At 52.6% G+C, this 22,686-nt stretch carries 18 protein-coding genes and 1 tRNA gene; 2 read left to right on the forward strand and 17 right to left on the reverse strand.

Going from position 1 to position 22,686, the window contains the following annotated elements; genetic code table 11:
• Window positions 1–40: 40 nt before the first annotated feature.
• The 16 genes from C4520_02420 to C4520_02495 form a co-directional block, all read right to left on the reverse strand.
• Window positions 41–1,924, reverse strand: a complete 1,884-nt coding sequence (locus tag C4520_02420; protein ID RJP25477.1) for a hypothetical protein — start codon at window positions 1,922–1,924, stop codon at window positions 41–43.
• Between the two features lie 173 nt (window positions 1,925–2,097).
• On the reverse strand, window positions 2,098–4,170 hold the full coding sequence (locus C4520_02425; protein ID RJP25478.1) for a hypothetical protein: 2,073 nt from the start codon (window positions 4,168–4,170) through the stop codon (window positions 2,098–2,100).
• Window positions 4,023–5,159, reverse strand: coding sequence for a glycosyltransferase family 1 protein (locus C4520_02430; protein ID RJP25479.1), 1,137 nt, complete (start codon window positions 5,157–5,159; stop codon window positions 4,023–4,025). Before C4520_02430 ends, C4520_02425 begins: the two co-directional genes overlap by 148 nt.
• A 1-nt stretch (window position 5,160) precedes the next feature.
• Entirely contained in the window at window positions 5,161–6,387 is a 1,227-nt protein-coding gene (locus C4520_02435) for a glycosyltransferase family 1 protein (GenBank protein RJP25480.1), read from the reverse strand.
• A gap of 9 nt (window positions 6,388–6,396) precedes the next feature.
• Entirely contained in the window at window positions 6,397–7,596 is a 1,200-nt protein-coding gene (locus tag C4520_02440) for a glycosyltransferase (GenBank protein ID RJP25481.1), read from the reverse strand.
• Window positions 7,593–8,783: a glycosyltransferase family 1 protein gene (locus C4520_02445; protein ID RJP25482.1), complete on the reverse strand. Its 1,191-nt coding sequence runs from the start codon at window positions 8,781–8,783 to the stop codon at window positions 7,593–7,595. Before C4520_02445 ends, C4520_02440 begins: the two co-directional genes overlap by 4 nt.
• Entirely contained in the window at window positions 8,768–9,916 is a 1,149-nt protein-coding gene (locus C4520_02450) for a glycosyltransferase family 1 protein (protein ID RJP25483.1), read from the reverse strand. Before C4520_02450 ends, C4520_02445 begins: the two co-directional genes overlap by 16 nt.
• A 1-nt stretch (window position 9,917) precedes the next feature.
• Window positions 9,918–11,129 (reverse strand): glycosyltransferase family 1 protein, encoded by a 1,212-nt coding sequence (locus C4520_02455; GenBank protein ID RJP25484.1) that lies wholly within the window; start codon window positions 11,127–11,129, stop codon window positions 9,918–9,920.
• Between the two features lie 26 nt (window positions 11,130–11,155).
• Window positions 11,156–12,895, reverse strand: coding sequence for a hypothetical protein (locus C4520_02460; protein RJP25485.1), 1,740 nt, complete (start codon window positions 12,893–12,895; stop codon window positions 11,156–11,158).
• Window positions 12,896–13,069: 174 nt separating this feature from the next.
• Complete coding sequence (locus tag C4520_02465; protein RJP25486.1) at window positions 13,070–14,518, reverse strand: radical SAM protein; 1,449 nt, start codon at window positions 14,516–14,518, stop codon at window positions 13,070–13,072.
• A complete protein-coding gene (locus tag C4520_02470) occupies window positions 14,519–15,349 on the reverse strand; it encodes a glycosyltransferase (GenBank protein RJP25487.1) in 831 nt (276 codons plus the stop codon).
• A gap of 16 nt (window positions 15,350–15,365) precedes the next feature.
• Window positions 15,366–16,316, reverse strand: coding sequence for a PIG-L family deacetylase (locus tag C4520_02475; protein RJP25488.1), 951 nt, complete (start codon window positions 16,314–16,316; stop codon window positions 15,366–15,368).
• On the reverse strand, window positions 16,237–17,694 hold the full coding sequence (locus C4520_02480; protein RJP25489.1) for a flippase: 1,458 nt from the start codon (window positions 17,692–17,694) through the stop codon (window positions 16,237–16,239). Before C4520_02480 ends, C4520_02475 begins: the two co-directional genes overlap by 80 nt.
• A gap of 12 nt (window positions 17,695–17,706) precedes the next feature.
• Window positions 17,707–18,831, reverse strand: coding sequence for a GNAT family N-acetyltransferase (locus C4520_02485; protein ID RJP25490.1), 1,125 nt, complete (start codon window positions 18,829–18,831; stop codon window positions 17,707–17,709).
• Window positions 18,828–20,342: a radical SAM protein gene (locus tag C4520_02490; protein ID RJP25491.1), complete on the reverse strand. Its 1,515-nt coding sequence runs from the start codon at window positions 20,340–20,342 to the stop codon at window positions 18,828–18,830. The genes C4520_02485 and C4520_02490 overlap by 4 nt, the downstream gene beginning before the upstream one ends.
• A 343-nt stretch (window positions 20,343–20,685) precedes the next feature.
• On the reverse strand, window positions 20,686–21,492 hold the full coding sequence (locus C4520_02495) for a hypothetical protein (GenBank protein RJP25492.1): 807 nt from the start codon (window positions 21,490–21,492) through the stop codon (window positions 20,686–20,688).
• 41 nt (window positions 21,493–21,533) lie between these two features.
• Between C4520_02495 and C4520_02500 the strand changes: the two genes are divergently transcribed.
• A complete protein-coding gene (locus C4520_02500) occupies window positions 21,534–21,926 on the forward strand; it encodes a hypothetical protein (protein ID RJP25493.1) in 393 nt (130 codons plus the stop codon).
• Window positions 21,927–22,030: 104 nt separating this feature from the next.
• On the opposite strand, the gene C4520_02505 is transcribed toward C4520_02500, so the two are convergent.
• Window positions 22,031–22,118: transfer RNA gene (locus C4520_02505), tRNA-Leu, on the reverse strand.
• Window positions 22,119–22,333: 215 nt separating this feature from the next.
• Here C4520_02505 and C4520_02510 point away from each other — a divergent pair.
• Window positions 22,334–22,627 (forward strand): hypothetical protein, encoded by a 294-nt coding sequence (locus C4520_02510; protein ID RJP25494.1) that lies wholly within the window; start codon window positions 22,334–22,336, stop codon window positions 22,625–22,627.
• Window positions 22,628–22,686 lie beyond the last annotated feature (59 nt).

Consider the following 22,686-nt stretch of genomic DNA (forward strand, 5'->3'; position numbering starts at 1 on the left):
TGAGATTAGCACAGCGCCGACGCTGAATATAGCATATCATTTATTCCAGATAACCCAAATCCCTCAGGGCCCGCATGCGCTCCTCGGACACCTCGTAAATTTCTTTGTGGTACGACAGTGAAAGCTGCGCCTCCACGTGGCCCTTCAACTCGGCATGCAACATCTGGGCTATATCCAGTTTCCCATCCGCGATATCCTTCCCCTCCTTCGGGTCTGTGATACGGGAATAAAGTTCGATCCTCAGGCCGGCCCTGTTGTCTTCAATAAGCGTGTATTCAGGTGTACGAAGCGCGTTCAGGTAAGGATAGGCGGAAGCGGAATCGGATGCCGACGAGATGACAGGAACAACCTCCATTGGCTTGCCCTCAATGGCCGGCGCCAATGATCTCCCATAAACTTCGGGATGCTCTATTTCCGCATAATCCAGAACAGTCGGGAAAATGTCTGTCAGCCCGCATAAGATGTCGGATTCCCTAACCCGCTCACAGGCTGCCGGCGGCTTGATTATCAGCGGCACGTGCACAGTCTCCTCATAAAGAGTCTGCCCATGCCCCCACCCTCCATGCTCATAAAACTCCTCACCATGATCGGCAGAAACGATGATTAGGGATTTGTCGTATAATTCCATCTCTTTCAAATACTTCAAAAAGATTCCAACATGAAAATCGGTATACGCGATATCTCCATCGTATAAAGCAAGACTCTTCTCTAGCTCCTCTGGTGTCTGATCCCGGGCCGACCCGAACCTCTTCCCCTGAAGCGGCTCTTCGGAAAAGAGGGCGTTGTACGGGGCGGGCGGATTGTACGGCCAATGCGGTTCCTGCAAATGCACATAGGCGAACGCGGGTCTTCTTCTATCGGCCTCAAGCCACTTTGTGACCGAGTGAAAGATGTTCTTTGCATTGAAAGCCTCGTATCCTCCATACATCCGAAGACGCTTCACTGCCTGCTCGATGGCTGTTTCCCCCTGTACGGACCAGCGCGGGGCGCCTAGCGGATAGCTGAGGTCGAACCCCTGAGAAAAGCCGACTTCATGGCCGGCAACGCGTATCCCCATGAAAAATCCCGTCTTCCAGCCTCGGCTCTTGAGGATTTCAGCGATAGTCTCAGCGGATTCCGGCAGCCGGTTATCCTTCTCAAATACCTGATGCATCGCCGGAGGAAGTCCGGTGAATATGCTGGAAACGGAGGCGACTGTCCAGTTGGCAGCGCAGTACGCGTTTCGAAATAATGTCGCTTCGGGTAAAAGCTGGTCTATATTAGGGCTCGTGTCTCTGACATAGCCGTAGCATGACAGATGATCCGGCCGCAAAGCATCAAGAACAATAATAAAAATATGTATCGGGTTTTCGGGCCCCCTCGTCGCCACAACCGAAGAATGGCGGGGCCACGGTATCGCCACGCCAACCAAACCAATAAAAGCGGCGATTCGCAAAATCCCGAAGAGGGGCGAAAGCACCCCCACTCTTTCTCGGCGGTTTGTCCCGCTCCTGTTTCTTAAAAGCAGAAATAGAGCGAGGCCCAAAGCCAGGCATCCCATTCCGAATGCCGCGGTAATAGCCACTGAACGAGGAGAAAAAAAATTGCCGGCGAGCAGGTGCTTGTTCATGTGACTGCCTGCGACGACAAATACCGAGAAGCAAAGAAGCAATGAGAAATATCCGTATGTCAATCTGAGCGACCACCTGATGAAAGCCCAAAAGATAAGCACAATTGTATCGAGACTGAATAAGAGCACGCCATATAGCGCAATCGCGAACAGCGCCTGCTTCAAGCTGAAAGCGCCTGCCGCAATCTTGACGAAATATTCTACGAAAAGGATCACCAGCAGGATAAACGCCGCCAGGAGACCGTGCCTGACATTTTGCACCTTCACATCGAAAAGAAATTTTTTTCGATCCATATCGCTAACCTCGGCCGCCAATGGTCGTCGATTGAGAATTCGAAAGGATTCCCGCTAAGACACCGCCCCTTCTTACGAAAAGACAGTTTGATAATCTTGTCACGAAAGACACGCGGGCTCATCTGACGCTCTGCCAACAACCGTTATCAATACAGTAAAAAATGGTCCGCGGTTGCCCGGCGGCCTTTCGGAAACTACTGCAAGTACCCGAGGTCCTTCAGCACGCGCATGCGCTCCTCGGACACATCATAGATATCCTTCTCGAAGGAATTCGAGATGGCATCGCTTAGATTTACATTCAGTTCTTCCTGCAGGCGTTTAGCCTCATCCGGCTTTTCGACCGCCACATTCTCAGTCTCGTTCCGGTCCGCTTCCCGCAGGTATAACTCGACCGCCGGCGCGGAGTCTCTCATATCCCCGATGAGCGTGTATTCCGGCGTCCGAAGAGCATTGAGGTAAGGATATGTTGTTGACGAATCGGAGGCGGATGAAATAATCCCAACCGGCTCGATCGGTCTTCCTTCGATCGCAGGTCGTAAAGACCTTCCGGCCGTCCCGGTCGTTTGAATCCCCGCATAATCCAGGATCGTCGGCAGTACATCGATCAACCCGCATAGATGCTCGGTCTCCTTTACACGGGCAGCGCCGGCCGGCGGTTTGATTATGAGCGGCACGTGGATCGTTTCCTCATACATCGTCCTGCCGTGTCCCCAGCCGCCGTGCTCGTGGAACTCTTCGCCGTGATCCGCCAGGAGGATTATCAACGAGTCGTCGTACAGGTCCCCTTTTTTCAGTGAATCAAAGAACTTGCCGATTTCGGCGTCGACATGAACAATCTCGCCATCGTAAAGATCGATGCTGTCGCGAAGCATCTCAACCGTCTGCTGCGCCTCTTTTATGTCGGTGCGGCCCTCCAGAGGCTTTTCGGAAAAAAGAGAATTGTACGGAGCCGGCGGAGTATACGGCCAGTGAGGTTCATTAAAGTGAAGGTATGCAAAAATCGGCTCGGAATCGATCTGCTCAAACCAGCCAAGCGCTGAGCCGACCAATTCTCCGGCGGTATAGGAACTGCGCGTTACCCCTTTTGTCAATGGCAACAGGCGTCGCCATGCCTGCTCGAATGCGGTATTGCCCCCGATAAACCAGCCAGGCTCCGTCAGCGGAGGCGGGTACACCTTATCGGCGCCCTGGCAAAACCCGATTTCAGAGCCGATTACCTGTAGCCCCGTGAAAAAACCCGTTTTCCATCCATTTTCCTTCAGAATCTCGGCCACGGTCTCCGCCTGCTGCGGCAGCCGGTTCTCGGTCCCAAACACCTGATGAACCGCCGGGTGCACCCCCGTCAGCAGGGTTGCGACCGATGTCACGGTCCAATTCGCGTGAGCGTATGCATTTCGAAAAAGCGTTCCATCAGATGCCAGAGCGCATATGTTGGGACTCGTCGGCCGCTCATATCCATAACACGTCAAATGGTCCGGCCTGAGCGTATCGATGAGAAGAACAAAAACATTAAGCGGCTTCCCATGCCGCTCTCCTTTCGATGAGACCGTTTTCTCGCCGGAGAAAAGCAGAGCCAGTAAAACCACAATAACGGCGGCGCCTCGAAGGCCGAAAAAAAAGACCGACAGAGCGGCCCCTTTCGTTGCCCCAATCGCCTGCAATTTGCCGCGCCGGACAGAGCGAAAAATCATATATCCGAGCAGACAACATGCCGCCGCGAAAATGAGATTCAGCGCTATTGAAGGCGGCTCCGTTAAACGCCAGGGAATTAGACGCTTGTTGATGTAATTTCCTCCGATTACGAGCACCGAAAACGGAATAACGAGTGAAACATATAATTCCGGAAGTTCCTCCCGCCGAATAACGCACCAGCTTGCGAACACGACTGTATCGACAACGTATAACAACGTCGCATACAAGAGAAGAGCCAACAAAGCCTGCCTGAATGAAAAAACATCCATGCTTATCTGAGCGGCGTACTCCATCAGCAGCACCATCGCCAGAATTACCGCCGTCATTACTCCTAATCTCGAACTGATGAGTTTCACCTGATTCTGCATTGCATTCCCATCCTGCATCGACTGGTCCGCCTGCGCTCGTTCGTACAAAACGACCAATCTTAACGCTTTCCCAGTTCTTTGTAAACGGCCAGAGTCTGCCTGGCCGCTTTCTCCCATGAAAAAAATTTCGGCCTTTCGAGGCCCTTCTGTATTAAACTCGAGCGCAACTGTTCGTCTTCCCAGAGCCGAAGCATGCCCTGCGCGCATTCCCGGGGATCATGCGGATTGCATAAGACCGCCGCCTCGCCTAACACCTCCGGAAGGGCCGCGTCCGTGGAAGCGATCACCGGCACGCCGCTTGCCATCGCCTCAAGGGGTGGAAGCCCGAACCCCTCCTTTGTTGTGAGGAATGCGAAAACGCGCGCCATTGCAAGCAGGCATGGAAGGTCCTCGTCGGGTATGTAATCGAGGAATATTACCCGGTCCTCAATCCGGAGTTGCTCCAGCAACGGAAGCAACTGAGGAAAAAAGCGCTCCTTCACCCCTGCGATCACAAGCACCGGCGCTGTTGGAAACTCTTTCAGAAATACGAATCTTGCAAAGCTCTCGAGCAGCCCCTTGACGTTCTTGTGAGGACGAGTGTTTCCCAGATACAGCATGAACTTTTCCGGCAGTTTGTATTTGAGCCTTACCTCGTCGAGCCGCCGCGTGTCCGGCCTCTGATAAAACCGGTCGCCGATCGCTTCGTGGACGACAACGATCTTGGACTCGTCAATACCGTACATTTCAACGATATCCCGCTTGGTTGCTCCCGAAACGGCGATGATCTTGTCCGCTCGATTCATGCTGAGGGGGTAGCTCATCCGGTAAAAATACTCCGCTCCTTTCTGGAGCACTACATTCCGATTCGATGAAAAGTGCGGATCGGTAACCGCCTGCAGGTCATGCACCGTCACGACCGTCTTGCAAGCGGGAAACAGCGGCGCTACCGGGAAGAGAGAATGAAAGATATCCAGCCTGTGCCGCTGCACGATGAGCGACAAATTGAGCCACGTGCCGAAAGATACCGGGCGCGACTTTACCGGCACCTCGAAAAAGTTGGGCTTGTCAACGATCCTATCCACCGCCGGATTCTTGAAAAGAACATACTCGTTCTCGCCGTCGAACTCGGAGATCCGGTTCGCAAGATTATGCGTGTATCGCCCGACGCCGGTAAAATAATCGTATAAATATCTGCAATCGATTCCTATTCGCATGCTATTCCATTTCAGCAGCGCCGGCTGGTTTCGCGCTCAGAAAATCGTCCACTATCTTCTCAAACTCATCAATTGTGCGCTCCCAATCCCACTTCTCTTTCACCGTCCGATACGCTTTCTCGACCATCAGATTCGCCGCATCGGACGGATCCAGAAACTCGCTGACAACTGCCGCGAACGCTTTCGGCTCGCGAGGCGCAAGGCGTCCGGTCACTCCATCGACAACGGTCTCGCGAACGCCGCCTTCACCGACCGCGACAACCGGAATTTTGCGAAGGGCTGCTTCGAGCGGAGTGAAGCCGAACGGCTCGCGAATCGGCGCGTACACAAAAGCCTTCGCCTCCTCATAATACCTGTGCAGTTGCTCCTCGGAAACGTTGCCGGCGAAGGTGACTTTCACCCCCAGCCGGTCGGCAAGCTTCCGCACATAGCTCTGATACGACCCCGAAACTTTGTTGAAGATAATGACCAACTCGGGCCGTTTACCCGCTTCTATCTCGGCAAGCGCCTGAATAAGAAAATCCTGCGCTTTCCAGCGATTCAATTGGCCGACGCACAACACATAATTCCGCCGCGTCGCAACCTCGTCCCGAGAACCGTTCCCGGAGACTCCCTGATAAAGAACCTCTGAATCGAGCCCGTATTTCTCGCGTATCGTTTTTTGAGTGAAGCACGAATTGGTCAGGATCAGGCCGGCACTGCGCATGTTGTTCCTCTCGAGCATTCTGAGAATGCCGTGGTAAGGCGAAAGCAAAGCAAGAAGAAACGCGCGCATCTTCTCCCTGATGCCCGAGTAGCGCGGATGCGGCTCATTGATAAACCGGTAAAGTTCGTGACAATAGTAAATGGAGGGGGTTTTCAGAAAACGGGCCAGAAAAGGACACTGCGTGTACTTGCAATTATGGATGAGCACGAGGTCGTAGCCTCCCGCATCAATCTGGCGCGCGACTCTTTTCGTCGCCGCACGAAGCCGCGCAAGTTCCACAAGCGCCAGCGGAGAAAAAAGCAGAGCCTGCTCGCCTAGAGGAAACCAGAGGTTGAATCGGAAGGTGAAGACGTTGTTTGCCACTTTTGACAACGGCAGGAATTCCTGGCTTTCTTCAAAGCTATAAACGTCTATCTCCGCTCCCCGTTTTCTCAAGCGGCTGCAAAACTCGTAGATCGACCGCTTGCTCCCGCCGGAGGCGATATTATGGAAAACGGCTATTTTCCAGTTTCTTCCCCGCATTGGATGCGCTCACTCGTTTCCAGGCACGCGCGTGCACAATCCGGCAAATAGATCAATCGTTTTTCGCGCGATCTCCGGCCAGGCAAACTCGGATGACGACTCCCGCTCGAGTCCCTTTCGCGCCAGCTCGCCCCTCAACTGGTCATCCTGCAAAAGCCGAATCATCCCTTCTTTCAGTGCTTTCTTATCGCCCGTCTTTACAACGAGCGACGTTTGCTCGGGAAGCGCGACATCAAGAAAACACGGCAAATCCGAAATGAGCGTGGCCTTCCCGAATGCATACGCCAGGTGCAAAGCGCCGGAAGTCGTTCCGGAAAGATAGGGGAGTATCACAACATCGACGTCTTGAAAAATCTTCCAGATCTCTTCGTTCGATATGTAGCCCGGCAGCAACCGCGCCGACTCAAATCCCTTGGCCCTTTCGATAAGGTCCTCATCGCCTGGATTCACCACCCCTGCGATGACCGTATTAAAATGATGTCCTTCAATTTGCATTTCCTTGCACGCTTCAATGAATAATTCCAGCCCCTTATGGCGCTTGAAGCCGAAGAAAAGAATCGTAGGATGCTCGTTGCCGGGATGAGCTTCGGCGGCTGTGTTCTTCGAAAAAGTAGTGAACAAGAGATAATTGCCGTGGGGAATTACCTCCATCCTTGAACGGGGAATCGCACGCTCCTCTTCAAGCAGCCGGGCCGTCCGTTCGTTATGCACGATAACGGCGTCGCTTTTCCGGAGCAGAAAATCCGCCGATCTTCTCTCCATCGGCGATATCGAGGCGATTCTTTCACGGTTCACTTCATGGACCGTTCTGACGATCTTTATTTGCAGGAGTTTGAACAAAAAATGAAGGAAAAGGTCCAAATACCAATGTTCGGTCGTGCTGTGAATATGAGCGGTTCGTATCTTGTTTCTCTTGAGCACAAAAACATATCGCGCAAAGTTCAGCAGAGTGATGAGCAGCCGAATAATCCTGTTTCTGTTGTACGGAGACAAAATGAAAATCTCCACCTCCGGCGCCAGCAGATCGAATTCCTTTTCTCCCGCTTCCTTGGTGGTGAAAATGAGAGTCAGGATGAGTTTGCCAATGCCTCTGTCTTTAACCAGCGCATTACACAACTGGGTCGTATAATGATAATGGCCTTCCCTGGGAACCGGAACAACGACCGTTGCGTTCAACGGCCGCGTGTCTTTTTGAGAAGCCTCTTTCATCCGTTCACAACCGTCTTATAAACTTCCATTGTTTTGGTTGCAGCCGTCTCCCAGGAAAATTCGTGAGCGCGTTTAAGAGAGCGCTCTCTGAGCGCTTGCGAAAGAGCATTGTCCGAGAGCACGGCAAGCAGCGCTTTTTTCATTTCCTCCCGGTTGGTGGGCTCGAAAAGAAGGCCGGCATCTCCAACAATTTCGGGCAGCGAACAGGCATTGGAGGTGACGACGGGGATCCCGCACGCCATGGCCTCAATCACCGGTATCCCGAAGCCCTCGAGCAACGAAGGAAGCACAAACAAATCAGCGCCGTTATAGAAGGAAGGCATGTCTTCCTGGGGAATATATCCCATGCATTTAATGCTTTCCTCGAGATTCAATTGCGCGATCTTCCTGAATATCGTGTTGAAGAACCATCCACGCGCTCCGACAAGAACCAGGCGGTGAGGAATCCGGTGGTCCCGCTTGATGGAACCGAAAATTTCTATTAACCTCTCCACGTTCTTATTCGGTTGGAACGTCCCGACAAAAAGGATATACGGCCCTTCAATGCCATGTTTCTGCAGCGTTCTCGCTACGGCATCCCTGTCTTCAAGCATCCGGTATATGGGAGAAATCCCGTGGTAGATGACTGCAACTTTTTCTTCGGCTACCTCCAGGTACGTGCAGATGTCTTTCTTGGAAAATTCAGATACCGTAACGATTTTGTCGGCCTGGCGGGCCGATCGCGTCGTGTGCCTTTTCTTGAATTCCACCCATTCCGGTCTCAGGGAATCGGGAGTACGCATATAAGCCATGTCGTGGATGGTCACCACACTCTTGCCTCGAGACACCCGGGGCACAAGGTCGTCCAGTCCGTGAAAAATATCGAATTTACCGGCAGCAAGCTCGATGGGAACCAGCCAATCGCGAAACACCTGCGGCGGAATCCGGCTGATTTTTGTCTCCATTCGGGCGCCGTTGAATTGCGAAAGGAATTTCCGGCATTCAGCAAGATGGCGGCCCTTCAGAAAATTCGCGAACAGCACGAAGTCGTGCCCGTCCCCCAGCGACAACAGCCGCAGGGCGAGATGGTAAATGTACCAGTAGACGCCTGCTTTCTCCGTCCCGTCCAGGCAGTTTCTTGTCACATCTAAAATGATTCTCATGTATCCTACCGCGGCGTGGAGCCGGCAGGTCACGCCGAAGAGCAAACTTTCTGATAAACGCCCAATGTTGCCATCGCGGCCTTTTCCCACGTAAATTCCGCAGCCCGCTTCTTGCCCGACTCTCTGAGCCGGTCTGCAAAGGAACGGTCGCTGATGATCTTGAAGATGCCTTCCGCTATCTGCTCGACTTCGGTGGGATCAACAAGAAGCGCCGCCCCGTCTGCAATCTCCGGGAGTGAACAAACGTTCGACGTCAACACCGGAACCCCCGACGCCATCGCCTCGAGTACCGGCATGCCGAACCCCTCATGCAGCGACGGAAAAACAAACGCGTCCGCCCCGGCATACAGGAGCGGCATATCCTCTTGCGGAACGGGTCCCGTACAAGTTATTACCTTTTCCAAACCGAGTTCATGAATCCTGTTGAACGTGCCCTCGAAGCGCCATCCTTTCGCGCCGACCAGCACCAACTGGTGAGGAATCGATTCCTGCTTCCTTAGCCGATAATACGCCTCGATCAGGCGGTCGATGTTCTTGTGCGGCCAAAAGGTGCCGATGTAAAGCAAATACGGTTTCTTCACAGAATAAGAAGCGAGGGCTTTGGCAATCAGCTCTTCGTTATCCAGTTGTCGATATAATGGATCGACCCCGTGATGTATGACCGTTATCTTGTCAGGCGGCAGATTCAAATGGGCTGAAGCCTCCCGCTTCGTGAATTCGGAAACTGCAATGATGTGATGCGCCCTCTTCGTAGACGCCGTAGTTATCTTCTCATTCGCTTGTATCCATTCCTTCTTCAGCAAATGCGGAATCCGCCGGTAGGCGAGGTCGTGAAGAGTCACAATCCGTTTCGCTGAACGAGTGGGGGGAACGTAATCAACCATTCCATGAAAAACGTCAACCGGCCCGACCGCCAGTTCTATCGGCAATCCCAGACTCCTCCACACCTGCGGGGGAATGCGGCTTATCCGTTCTCTGAAGGAGGCGTCCGGAAATAAAGAAAAGAATTCCCTCGTCGTTTCGAGATGTTTTCCCTTGATGAAGTTCGCGAACAGCACGTATTCATTCTTCGAATCCGCCTTCAAGAGATTCGAGACAATGTAGTATATGTACCAGTAATAGCCGGCTTTGCCGGCGCCCGGTGAGCAGGCCCTCAAAACATCAAGCGCGATCTTCATCTCAGTTATTCGATGCGCTCCTCTTGGTCAACACCTGCGTGTATATGCCCAGGATTCGCTTCATATGGGCTTCGGCCGTATATTCTTGCTCCGCCCGCTGTCTTCCCTTGATCCCCATCTCGTTTGCCCGCTGCCTATTTTGCAGCACAATTCTGAGCTTGTCCGCCAGGTCGGTCGAATTATTCGGCTCAAAAAGGAGGCCGGTTTCTCCGTCCACTATTATTTCGGGTATTCCTCCGACGCGGCTGCCAATAACCGGTCGTCCTGCCGCCATCGCTTCCAGAAGCACAAGCGGGCAGTTTTCGAGGATCGTTGCGGGCAGAACAAGCACAGTAGCGCGGGTATAATATTGCTTCAGACGCTCGGGCGGCACTCCTCCGGTAAACCGCACGCATTCCTGAAGCCCCAATTCCTTCGACAGCTTGAGCAACTCTTCTTCGGCGGGCCCGCTGCCGACGATATCTGCAGTCAGCTCCGGCACATCCTTGAGCACCTCCCGCAACGCCCTCAGAAGCACATGCACTCCTTTTCCCGGAAACAGGCTTCCGATGAAAAGAATTTTTGGGGCGCCGTCCGGGACGGGGCTTGCTTCAACGTCAAGCCGGCTCACGAAATTGGGTACGTGCTCCGTTGCGATCCCAAGATGAGAAAAGATTTCACCAAGCGCCTTGCTCGGCACTATCACCCGGTCGAACCGCCTTCGCAAAAGAAACTCGAGCGCCTTTCGCGCCGGCAGACGAAACCAGAAGCTCCGCCTGCCGAGGCACCCGATCCTCAGGCAGTGCATCCCATGACCCAGCAAACATACTTCTCCCGTAACATCGATGCCGCTTCCGTTGGGGCAGACGATGCGGCAGTCATGAATCGTCTGAACCAGCGGCAGAGCCAGAGGAATTGCGGAAATGATGGATAAAGGAAAAAGGAGGTTATTATGCAGATGCACGAGGTCAGGCTTTGCCTCGCTCAACAGCGCCCGGAATTCTGAAATCAGCCCGGGATGAAAATAGACTCGTTTGAATCGTCCCGTCCTCTCAAGATCGCCGGCACTCCTGAGAATCCGGGCGCCCCGGTCCAGAGCGGCAACCGCCTTGTCCTGGCAGGCGACCGTGAAGACTTCGTGTCCCAAAGCCTCCAGCCTGCAGGCAAGTTCTCGTCGATACTGCTCAGCCCCTCCAAGCACATTGGAATCGTCATGAAACATTAATACTTTCATTTTTTGAGGACGGAATTTTTCAACGTCTAATCGATATATCCCAGGCCCTTTAAACGTCGCCGTATATCGGCTTCTTCCTCAGCCGGCGTGCCGTCGCCCGGCTCGCTTTCGGCCGCAAACACGTGGTCTCCCTCCTCGACCCTCACCGGCTTGAAAATTATCGGATGGTCGGAAAGGAAATCGTTTTGGAAAGCCTCGGCAATAACCTTGCCATCCATGTCTTCCGGCACGGGAAGGCCCAGCAAATGCATTATTGTGGGAGCCATGTCCTCTATATGCGCATCCTGAATTCCGGCCCCCTTCTTCGCGTTGCGATCCCTCATGAAAAAGATGCCGTTCATACGGTGAATAGCGGGGCTGAAATCGGCCGGTTTCTCAAAAATCGGTTTGCCGAACAACTCGCCTCGCGGAAGTATCGCCGTCGCGCGGGTGACAAATTGGATATCGGGCGCAAGCTCCATGCACGGGCCGGCGTAAATCTCCTCGCGGCGGTAGGCTTTTTCAACCACGCGCTCGCCGTCGTGGTCCCTCAGGTTCTGGAGCTTCCGGATTATCTCGTCGCGGAGCCTCTCGTATTCCTCGCCGGATGCTACGATTCCCTCCGGCTCTCTGCCCTTCACGTTGAGGTAGATCACCTCTTCGCCGCCCGTCCAGCTCGAATACGCCCTGGTCCTCGTCCAATCGATGACCGGCGGCGCTTCCGTCGCGTCTCTTGCCGGTTTGAGAAACTTCAGGTTGCGCGCCCTGATCCGGCTGAGCATTCCAACAATTCTCTCGCCAAGAATCTTCCTCATGAGCGGTCCAACAAGGAAATTGCGAAGCGCTCTCAGTGGACTGAGCCTGAACGAGCCGCCCTTCTTCAACACCAGCAAGCCCTCGTCCCGAAGCCATCTGTTCACATAAAATTTTTCGTGGATCGGGCCGAACCCGTGGTCGGACATGATAATGACCGACGTGTCTTCGTCAAGCGTGGAAATGATGTCTCCAATGAGATCGTCGACGAGTTCGTAGGAAGTTTCGATCAGGCCGCGGAACTTTGCGCATTTCTCGGGAAACTGTTTCTGGTATTCAGGAATCGTGTATTTCCACGCGACGTGCGCCACCTTATCCGTGATCGAAAACATGACCATCGCGAAGTCCCATGCATTCTTGCTCATCAGAAGCTTGGCCGCCTCGTGCACCTTGCGGGTGCCGTGAACCATGCTCTGATACGCCAAAACTTCGTCGCCGGTATTCAGAAAGACATCCACCGCATCCGTGTCTATCGGATAATCCCCGAGCGCTGCGATAAGCTCCATGTGCAGCTCCGGTGGATGCGTGAACACGCTCATCGGGCTGGGCGTGAGCAGGCCGCCAACCAGAAACCCGTTGACTTTTTCCGGCGGATACGTAACCGGCACATTCACCACGATCACTCTCTTACCCTGCTCGCTCAAAAGGTTCCAGAGGGTTTTCGCCTTGATCGATTTCGCGCTGATGACAGGGCGGGCATAGCTGTTCGGCTTCTTCTCCATGAAGAAATAGACACCGTGCTTGCCGGGCTTTTTCCCCGTCATGAAGGAGCTCCAGGCGACCGAACTGTTCGGAGGAATCGTCGACACCAGTGTGCCGTGCGCCGATTCTTTCAGAAGGCGCGCGAAATTCTTCAGGCGCCCCTTCTTGATCATCGGCGATATAATGTCAAAAGTGGCCCCGTCTACGCCGATTACAACAACTTTTTTCTTTCTCTGATCCACTTGTTTCTCCAGGCGCCTGCCTAATGCCATTCACTTAAGGCGAGGCCGACTGCTTTTTGTACGAATTGCATTCTGCCGCTCCCTTGAATTTCCCCCTTTGGAAAAGGGGGACTAAGGGGGATTCTAGACCGCGATGTTGTTTGTGTCGCATTTCATACATCCTCTTTCGAGGTGCTTAAATGAATGGCATTAGCCGGTCGCTCGTCAACGTTTGAAATCCAGAATGTGGCCGAGGACCGCCTTCGCCCCCTTTGCGACATAATTCGCGTCTTCCCACGAGCGGATGCGGGACAACTGGCGCAACACGAACCGGGCGTTAAAGAACCTCTTGTACACCGCCCGGCACATCTCGGAAACTTCCGCCGGCTCCATGTCGGGCGTCTTCAAAATGGGTTCCATCATTCCGTAGCGGTCGTAATCGAGCGGGTCGATCAGAAACCAATCGTTCTCGACGGCCATATCGTATAGTCCCGTGCCGGGATAGGGAATAACAATGGTCGATTGCAGCATCTCGGCGTATCCCTTCGACATGAGGTTGTCGGCCAGATCGCACGTGCGCTGCGCATCCTCGCGCGTCTCCCACGGATAGCCAACCATGATCGTCAACTGTACGTCGATTCCGGCTTCGCTCGCCGCGCGACAGCCCGCCGTGATATCCTCAACCCTCAGATTCTTGTTCAGCATGTCCAGCGTCTTCTGACTCGCTGATTCAAGCCCGCACTTCACTTTCCGGTAGCCGGCCTTCTTCATGAGATTCGCGTCGCTCTTGCGAAGCAGATCGAACCGGAAGTTGCTCGAGAAGAGGATTTTCTTGTTGTATCCCCGTTCGATCATTCCTTTGCAGAACGTTTCGAGCCATGCACCCGAGGGAAACGTGCCGGTATCATCAAAAATTTCCCGGACCCCATATTCCTCAATCAGAAAACCGATCTCATCCAGCAGGCTCTCCGGTTTCCTCGCGCGGAATTTGGGGTATAAAGTCTTCCAAGAACAAAACTTGCAATTCCACATGCAGTCCCGGCCTACCATCGTATAGAAGAAAGGGTCCCTCTTCTTCCATTTCTCAAAGTACAGGTGGGCCTTCGTGAGCTTTCTGTCGATGAGCGGAAGACTGTCGAGATCAGTATCCAGTGAAAAGCGGCCGGTATCGCGGATCGTATCGCCGTCACGATAATAGATGCCGGCCGGAAGCTCCGATTTGTCCCGCAGAAAACGCGCCAGCTTCAGCAGCGAAACGTCATAGTCGCCGCCTGTTACCGCGTAATCGATCTTCGAGTTTAAAAATGATTCCATCGGCCTGGCCGTTATATGATCCCCGAAGAAAACGATTCGCGTTCGCGGCTCAACCTCTTTTATCCGACCTGCAATTGCCCAGAGCCGCCTCATTATCGGGGTTTTCGTCTCGATCGCAACCAGGTCCGGCCGCTCCCGCTCAATAAACCGCAGGAAGTCCGAAAATTCAATACCCTCGGCAATACAATCCATCCAGAATGCCTCGAACCCGTTCTCCTTCAGCAATGTAGCCGCAGAGGCGGGAACCAAGGGAAAAATATACGAGGGGAAGTGGAACCATTGAAATTGACGGTTCTGAGTCCACATCGGAGAATAGCTGTTATTCTCGAATGATGGATAAGCGATACAGACTTTCATCATCTATTCTCCATCCACAGCGGCTTCTGAATGAAGCAGCTTTTCATGCATTAATTGTTTTACCACACGGAGAATGAAAACGGGATTTCCAACCACATATCGCTTCCACAACCGTTTTGGGTCCTGCACTAGCCGGAACAGCCATTCCAGGCTATGATCGTTCATCCATGCCGGGGCGCGTCTCTCTCGGCCCGTCACGAAATTGAAGAGACCTCCGACAGCCCAGCAAATGCTGACATCGAGCATGCCGCGGTACTTGAAAATCCACTTTTCCTGGATCGGAGAACCCATGCCCACGAGCAGGATGTGCGGACGGGATTGATTGATCATATGAACGACCGGCCGCGAATCCTTTCGATTAAAATAGCCGTGATGGGTTCCCACAACATCGAGACCCGGAAATCGCTCCTGCAATACTCGCCCCGCCTCCTGCGCTACTCCTTCATGACCGCCAAGAAGAAAAAGCGAATACCGTTTGCGCCGAGCCAGCTCGCACAAATCATAAATCCAGTCCGCTCCGGTCATGCGGCACGGGAGACTCTTGCCCAACAAACGAGCTCCAAACAGAAGGCCGGCTCCATCGACGTAGATGACATCGGCCTTCTGCATCGCCATCTTCAAAATCTCATCTTCATACACCAGATTCATCGTTCTGACGTTTCCATAATTTATGGTAAGCCGCTTCTGCGAATCCAGGCAGTCGGAGACTATGTTTAGCAGGTCCTCCAGGCGCAGCTTCATGAGAGGTATCCCGAACATCGATACGGTATTATTCGCATCATTCCGCAAAGCGTTTGTGCCCGCATAATTCTGAGCGTGTTCGATTGTATGCATGATACGAAATATTTCCTCAGCCCTTGCTCTCGATTCGTCTCGACAGCAGAGTGTTTTTTATGCTTGCCAACCTGCGTTTCAGGCGCTTATCCAGATACTTGACGTCTTTCATCGAACAACTCTGGAAAAGAGCCATATACTGCTTTGCGGTCAGCGAGAGGAAGCCTTCTGCATATCTCTCGCGGCCCACGTAGCCCGCCCCTCGAAAGGCGTTCAATCCGACGGAACCCTTCTCGTAGTCCACATATTTCAACTGGCTCGCATATTTTCGGATTGCCGAGCGCTTGAGATCGATGACATCCGTTATATCAACCAATAGGTTTGGAACGATGGCAGTCCATCCCTCGTAAGCATTGACCGTAAAGTCGACTTCACCCAAACTTGCGAGCAGATCGGCAAAAACACGATTCACGTTCAGATGGTCGATGTGATTATCGAGAAACGTCGGCAGATAGACCACGTCCGGCCTTTCCTCGCGAAAAAGAACCGTCAGCCTCCGTATGAGCGCCGGATGCGACTTGAGCTCCGTCTCCGGCTCGTCAAGCATTACCAGCTTCCGTATCCCCAGCAAATCGCAGGCCGCGCGCGCCTCGGCCTTCCGAATGTTCATTACGGCTTCTTTGTCAGGATTCAGATAATCGCCCGCCTTGCCGTCGGTCATGAATACGACCGTAACCGAGGCCCCGTCGGCCGCATGCTTGGCGAGCGTCCCTCCGCACGAAAGCGTCTCATCGTCAAAATGAGGCGACAAAACGAGCACGCGCCGGCCCGGCGGACACTCCACCCACTTCGGCGCATACATCAGATTCTCCGGCCTGAAGAACGTGTTGATGAAGTCCTTCAACTGCTTTCCGTGGATTCTCTCCATATTTTCCGCTTTTTCGCCGCTACGTCTCCCTTCTGGCCGTGAGCAGAAAGGTGATTTCGGACTTCTTGATCGAGGAGAGCAAGAAAAATGCCGATACATACACCAGCACCGCCAAAAGCACTTGGAGCACAAGAGGGGCAAAACCGGTCACCGTAAGCGTTAGCCACATCAATCCGACTGCAACAATCAACTTTATGAGTGCAACATGAATATCGGGCCGGCGGCCGTCAAAAATACGCGTGGCAAAAAGGTATCGGACCACGGAATCAATCCCAAAGGTGATAAAGGTGGCAATGCCCGCGCCAACGAAGCTGTACTTCGGAATCAGGATCAGGTTCAGCGAAATATTAAGGGCCGTATTGAAAAGCAAGAAAACCCCGAACTTCTTGGTATACGTGGAGTTCAGGATGAGAACACGAAATGGAGTGAACGCGAACGCCAGCGCGCAGATGACGCAGAAAATCCTTAAAATCGAACTGGATGGCGCATACGCCTCTCCAAATACCAGAAGAACGATGTCTCTCGCATAGTACCCCATCAGCAGCAACACCGGAAAAGAGATCGCAGCAAGAATGCGCACAATGCTCTCGATAACCCGCCGCAACGATTCCTTCGAAGTTACCAGCATCGAGGAAACTGTCGGCATTAAGACCATATTGATGCTTATCGACGCAAACATGATCGGCTCGAGCAGTTTGTACGGGGCGGCATAAATCCCCACCACTTCGTATGACTTCATTCGGGCCAGCATGAGAGTGTCAACCCGGAAATGAATAAAGGCGAGGACCCCTAAAATCGCGAAAATATAGGAGTTGCTCAAAAGATACTTCGCAATGCTCTTGTCCAGTCCCGGGCGGATAAGCCCGACGTCTTTCCGAATAATCAGATAATAGGTGAGCCATCGCCAGAACGCCCAGAAAATGTAGGCTCCCAGGAGCGCGCCGATCTTGAACCCGAGGAAAAGCAGGCAGATGCCGGACGCTACCTGCAAACAGGTGTACGCCGTATCAACCAGCGAGGTCAGATGCATGCGTTCCAATGCCCGCAGCGCGGAGGCAAACGGGCCTTCCAGCGCCGTAAACATCAGCAGCGGCGCCGCCAGCAGGATCAGTTTGTAGCTCTCTGGAGAATCGGAAAGAATATGCGAAGCAATAAAGAGAACCGGCAGGGCCAGAAGACTCAGGCATAACTTGATGCCGAAGAGAGTGCTCAAATACTCCTTTAGGTTCGATCGGTTGCGCGCAATGTCCCGGATCGTAAGCGGATCAAGCCCGAAATCTACGATGGCATATCCAATGCCCAGAAGAACAAAAATCAAGGACCAGAGCCCGAACTTCTCCTTGCCGAGCATCCTGACCGCAATGATATTGAAGGCGACAAACGCCAGCCGCGAGATGATTCCGCCCGCTTGTACCGCCAGCAGATTCCTGATGGCTCGGGGCGCGATCCGTACTTGCTTTGTAGCGGTATCTTCCATAAAAACCCATCTTCAGCCCATGAAGTCGGTATCACCCAGCGTGAGAAACCAATTCTTCTGATTCCGCATGAAAGCAAAATGCGGAAACTCCGGATCGATCTCCTGGTAAACGAGCGGCTTGCTCTCGTCCCTCGAAAAGAACCCGTACCGTTCCAGAGTCTTGCGCTGAGGAGAATGCTCGAGCATGGCGCACTTCACGTAGTCCGTCTTTCGCCGCACAAAAAATCCGAGCGCGCTCTTCAGGAGAGCCCCCATGACTCGCTCCGACTCGTAACAGAAGAAATCCATGATATAACCGATTCGATGCCCCTCCTGAGTCTCCTCAAGAGCAAGCACGGCATAACCGAGCATCATCTGCTCATCCGAACACTTCAAAATGTGGAACTTCGCCATCGGGTTCTGTAAGTATCTCCACTCCAGATACTCCTTGTCGCGTACTCCGCAAATGGCCAGCGTCGGCGCAAGCGATTGCCACAAAACGTCGAATTCCTCATCGAAACCTTCGACTTCCTCAACCCGAATGTTCTTCTTGCGAATCGGGCTCTTGAAAGTAAGCCTCAGCCGCATAAGGAATCCCGATATCGAGGAAGCGAGATTCGACAAAAAAGTACATTTTGTCCGTTCTTGAACCGCCAACCTCCAATTCGTTCTGCAAAACAGGACGGGCAGCCCAAGTAAATCCTCGCCCCCAATAGCGGCTTTTATGATCGGATAATACCTCTCGTTGGGGAATCCGAGCCCAACCGGCAAATTCAGTTCCCGATAGCGCGCAAATGCACCTTGGTACACGGACGTGATTATCCCTTTGCCCCAATAATCGGGGTCGACACAGTTGTCCACGGGCTGCGTGAAGAGGCAGATCTCGTCTCCGACTTTGAATCTGGACACCGTGTTCGCCCACTGTCCCACAATTTTTCCGTCGATTTCTTTGACAACAATGACTTTCTCGCGCAGCCAGGACGTGTCGGCGAACTTCCAGCGCCAGCACTCGAGGGAACGCGCTTCCTGAAATGTCTTGTTGAACAACTCATTCAACTGGAATTCGTCCCCGGGTTTATAACGACGCACATCCAGTTCCGACAGAAAAGTCTCTATCTGATCGTGAGTCTTCAGTTTCGCGGCATCCGGTTTGTTCATATTCTTCGAAGATTTAATCTGTTCTTGAATCCTGCCGCCCAAATTTCAAATGGAAGCGCCGTGCTGGCAAGCCGCAGCCTCAAGGAAATGATGAGCATGGCAATTCTTTGCACAAGACCGGCATCTTTCCGCCGAATCTTTAGCTTCAGAAACCATCGAAAATAGTAATCCCTGAAGTGGGTGCTTTTCCTGGATATTTTTCTCGTCAGCACATAGCCTATTGGCTCGGCAAATACCAGATCATACGTTCCCCAGTCGGTCGTGCTGGTGGGCGGTGAATATCCTTGCTGAATACTAACATCATAGAACAGTGCTCCAGGAAGCGGAATAAAGTATCGAAGAATAGGTACAGCTAAGGGAATCTGCATTATTTTACAGCACTGTCTTATCGTTGACTTCATGGACGACTCCGGCTCGCCCGGAAACCCAATTATATAAGAAAACTCGGCGCCTACGCCATTACTCGAAAGTATCTGTGCCGCTTGAACATTGACTTCAGGTCGGCGCTTCTTATTGATCCTTTCAAGAGTCTCTTCGCAGCCGGATTCCCCTCCAACAAAGAGAAAGACGCACCCGCTGTCATGAAGAAGCTTCGCAAATTCGTCTCCATATTTTGCAATATGGGTCGATTCGCCGGTACAGGCCCAGTTCAACTTCATCCCGCGCTCAATAAGCCCGTGACAAAACTGCTCAACCCGCTTCTTTGAGACCATGAAGTTTGCGTCGTTGAAGATAATAAAATCAAATTGATACTGCTCATGCAAGCTCTGAATTTCATCAAGCATTCGATCAGCGTCGAGCGCCGTGTACCGTCTCGCCGTTACACCCGGACTGGCGCAAAAAGCGCATCCCTCAGGGCAACCATAACTCGAATAGTACGTTAGGCAACGCAACGGTCGGTGGCCCCATTCCTCTCCTCTGACAAGGGAATAAAATTGCCTGAAGACCGGATTTACCGGATCTGAATCAAAATATCGGTTCAGGTCGATTAAATGGTATGGCAACGCCGGGAGATCATTGAGATCTGTAAACTGCCGTGGGGCAGTCACACATACTTCACCGTTGCGTTTGAATGCAATCCCATCGATCGAATCAAGCGGTTTCTTTTCTCGCAGCGCCCGAAAGAGTTCCCAAAAAGTTTTTTCCCCCTGACCTATCACGCAAATGTCGCACAGATCTTCGTCAAATATGGTTTTGTATGACGTAGAGACAAACCAGCCTCCCCAAACCACTGGCAAATGAGGATACGCTTGTCTGATTGCTCGCGCGGCCTTCGCTGCCATATATACCTGATACCCAACAACAGCAGTAATCCCCACGCAAAGAGCATCCTTGCATTCCTCAAGCAATTCACCCACGGGATCGTCATCGACGATTCCATCCACTATTCGTACGTCAACCTGCTCGCTTAAAAGAAGTGATGCCGCAGCCAGCAACTCCAGTGGCGCCCGCTGATACGTGGCGCCGGTTTCCATCCACCTGGGTCGATAAAGCACAATTTTCGGATCCATAGTCACCTCGCGCTGATCTCGCTTTCTTTGTCTTGCCCATACAAACAAACGAATGACTTGATCGCCGATTCTTGGTCCGGAGTCAAAAAGACCCAACCCCAGACAAGAATCGCTGCGGGGTGAACCAGGCCCTGTGCTTGGCCCAAACTATCTTTCTACCTCATTAGCAGATGATCCTCCTGCTCCCGTAAGTTGCAACCACCTTGTTTACCTTAAAATTAACTTCAGGAGTGGTATTAATAATGGTTGGTCTTGCTCGCTTCCAGTCAGGTTCTTGAGAGAAATGTCGTGTTAGACTTACACGAGCAAGAAGCCGCTTGACGGGCACGCCTCCGAGAAGCCCCTACCGGGAAATGATAACGTTGTTTCGATTCTGGTCTCCCTCAAACGCATCTTCCACGGCCGGGATCAAAGCGATACCTCTCTCGGTTTCGACGATGGGATGCACGATATTGTAAAGATGTCCAAAGAAATCATCCACCTCAGCAATAAAGCTGGAGGGGACAAAGACGACATCGCCTTTTTGCAGAAGCGGGTTCTGAGAGAAATCTCCTTCTCTCAGGAAATCCCTGAGATTTATAAGACGAGCCTCAAGCTTGTCTCCATCTTTCCGAAGAAGCGCCACCGACTTCAGCTCGGCGCTGGGCAGATACCCGCTGGCCGCCGCAACGCCATCAATAAGCCGCATCTGTCCGTCAATCGCAAAAACACCCGGATTCAACACTTCGCCGAGCACCGTCACCTTGTTGCTGAACGAGCTTTCAACGTTCAACGCAACAACCGGCTCCACATAATACCGTTCATATTCCGCCGTCAGAAGCTGCGTCAACTCCCGCGCCGTCTTGCCGGTAACCGTCACGTGTCCCAAGAAGCTCAATGCCACGTCGCCGGAAGGACTCACCGTCACCTGCTGGCTCAGCTCGGGATTATTCCAAACAGAGATCGCTATCTTATCCCCCGGACCAAGCGTAAACCCGCTCAATTGCGGAGCAACATCTACAGCAGCAGGCGCCGGCGCCGCAGGGGCGGCGACAACAGGTTCCTCTTTTGAGAAGAAACCCGGCGTTTCACATCCCATAACATTAAGACAGAAAAGAATGATTACAAGAGCCGAGACAACAGTCTGAAAAGCTTCTCTCCGAATCCGCATGAAATTACCTCCGTCGGCCGGGTACTGCCGGGGAATATATGATGAGAAAGATTCTTTGGGTGTCGCCGCCGTTTGAGCCGCCGCTCAGTGATCAATCGGCTTTAGCCGCCATTCCTCAGCCGCAGCCGAAAAATCGATATCGGACATGGAAAAGATTGAATACAAAGGTGAGCTATTTTATCGGTAATTCAATTTCTTTGTCAAGTTTTTTCTGCTCGGAAAACCGCCGCCCCACGCCCGCTCATTGCCCGCGCGTTCGCCCGAATAGCATAACCAATTCGTTGCTGCATGGCAGTCATTCCAGCTCGAGGGAAACCATTTTTTTCTTGCAGGTCCTGCGGCTGAAAATTCGGTCGACTGGAGAGGATCTTGACGGAGACATCTCTTTTTCTGCAAACCTGCCTCGTCAGGCGCTCCATAAAAGACTTGACTAGGCAGGAATGGAATGAATAAGGAATCTGCGGTTGGGATTTCTATCCCGCTTCAGAAGATATTACAAAGTCGGGTATTTGTGAAGGATGCGCTTTCGGACAAGCACCGGTGCCGGAGGAGGGAATCGAACCCTCATGGTGCCAAGCACCGGGGGATTTTGAGTCCCCTGCGTCTACCAGTTCCACCACTCCGGCTGTTGTCTGGTAATTCAAAAATAGCAAAAACGGGAGCGGTTTGTCAATTTTTCCAGCCCAAGGTCCAAAGCATGCCCCGGACCTGATCAGGGGTCCAACCTCGAAAGTAGAAAAAGAAGACAGTCCGCTGCGGATAGGGCAGATTTTTTGAATCAATAAAATGATCCCGAGACCGGATTCTCGAGATATTAAAGAGTTCAGGAAAAAGAAGAGGAATGGCGGGAAGAAGAGGTAAAGCAATGCGTCAAGAGAAGACTTGGCCCGGAATCTTTCTGTCATTTCTAAATATTGCACCGCAAGACCTGCCCTCGCTTTCATTGCCTTATGAGCGGGCGACGGCGATCCCCTTCTGCTCAATTACCCGGAGCGCTTTCTCGGGGCTCATCGACCAGATGATGATGGATACTGGAATATCCGTCCTGGTATGCCAATACTTAATGCCTTTGGAAAACAAATGCCTTTTGAACGTTGAGCTCCTCACAAGAATTTGTGGGTTAATTGTGGCATAGGAAGGTCTCCGAGCACGTGATAAAGGGCAAGCGAAAAGGTTTCAAATGTGCGGTAGCCG

This window comes from Candidatus Abyssobacteria bacterium SURF_5, assembly GCA_003598085.1.
Classification (GTDB): Bacteria; Abyssobacteria; SURF-5; order SURF-5; family SURF-5; genus SURF-5.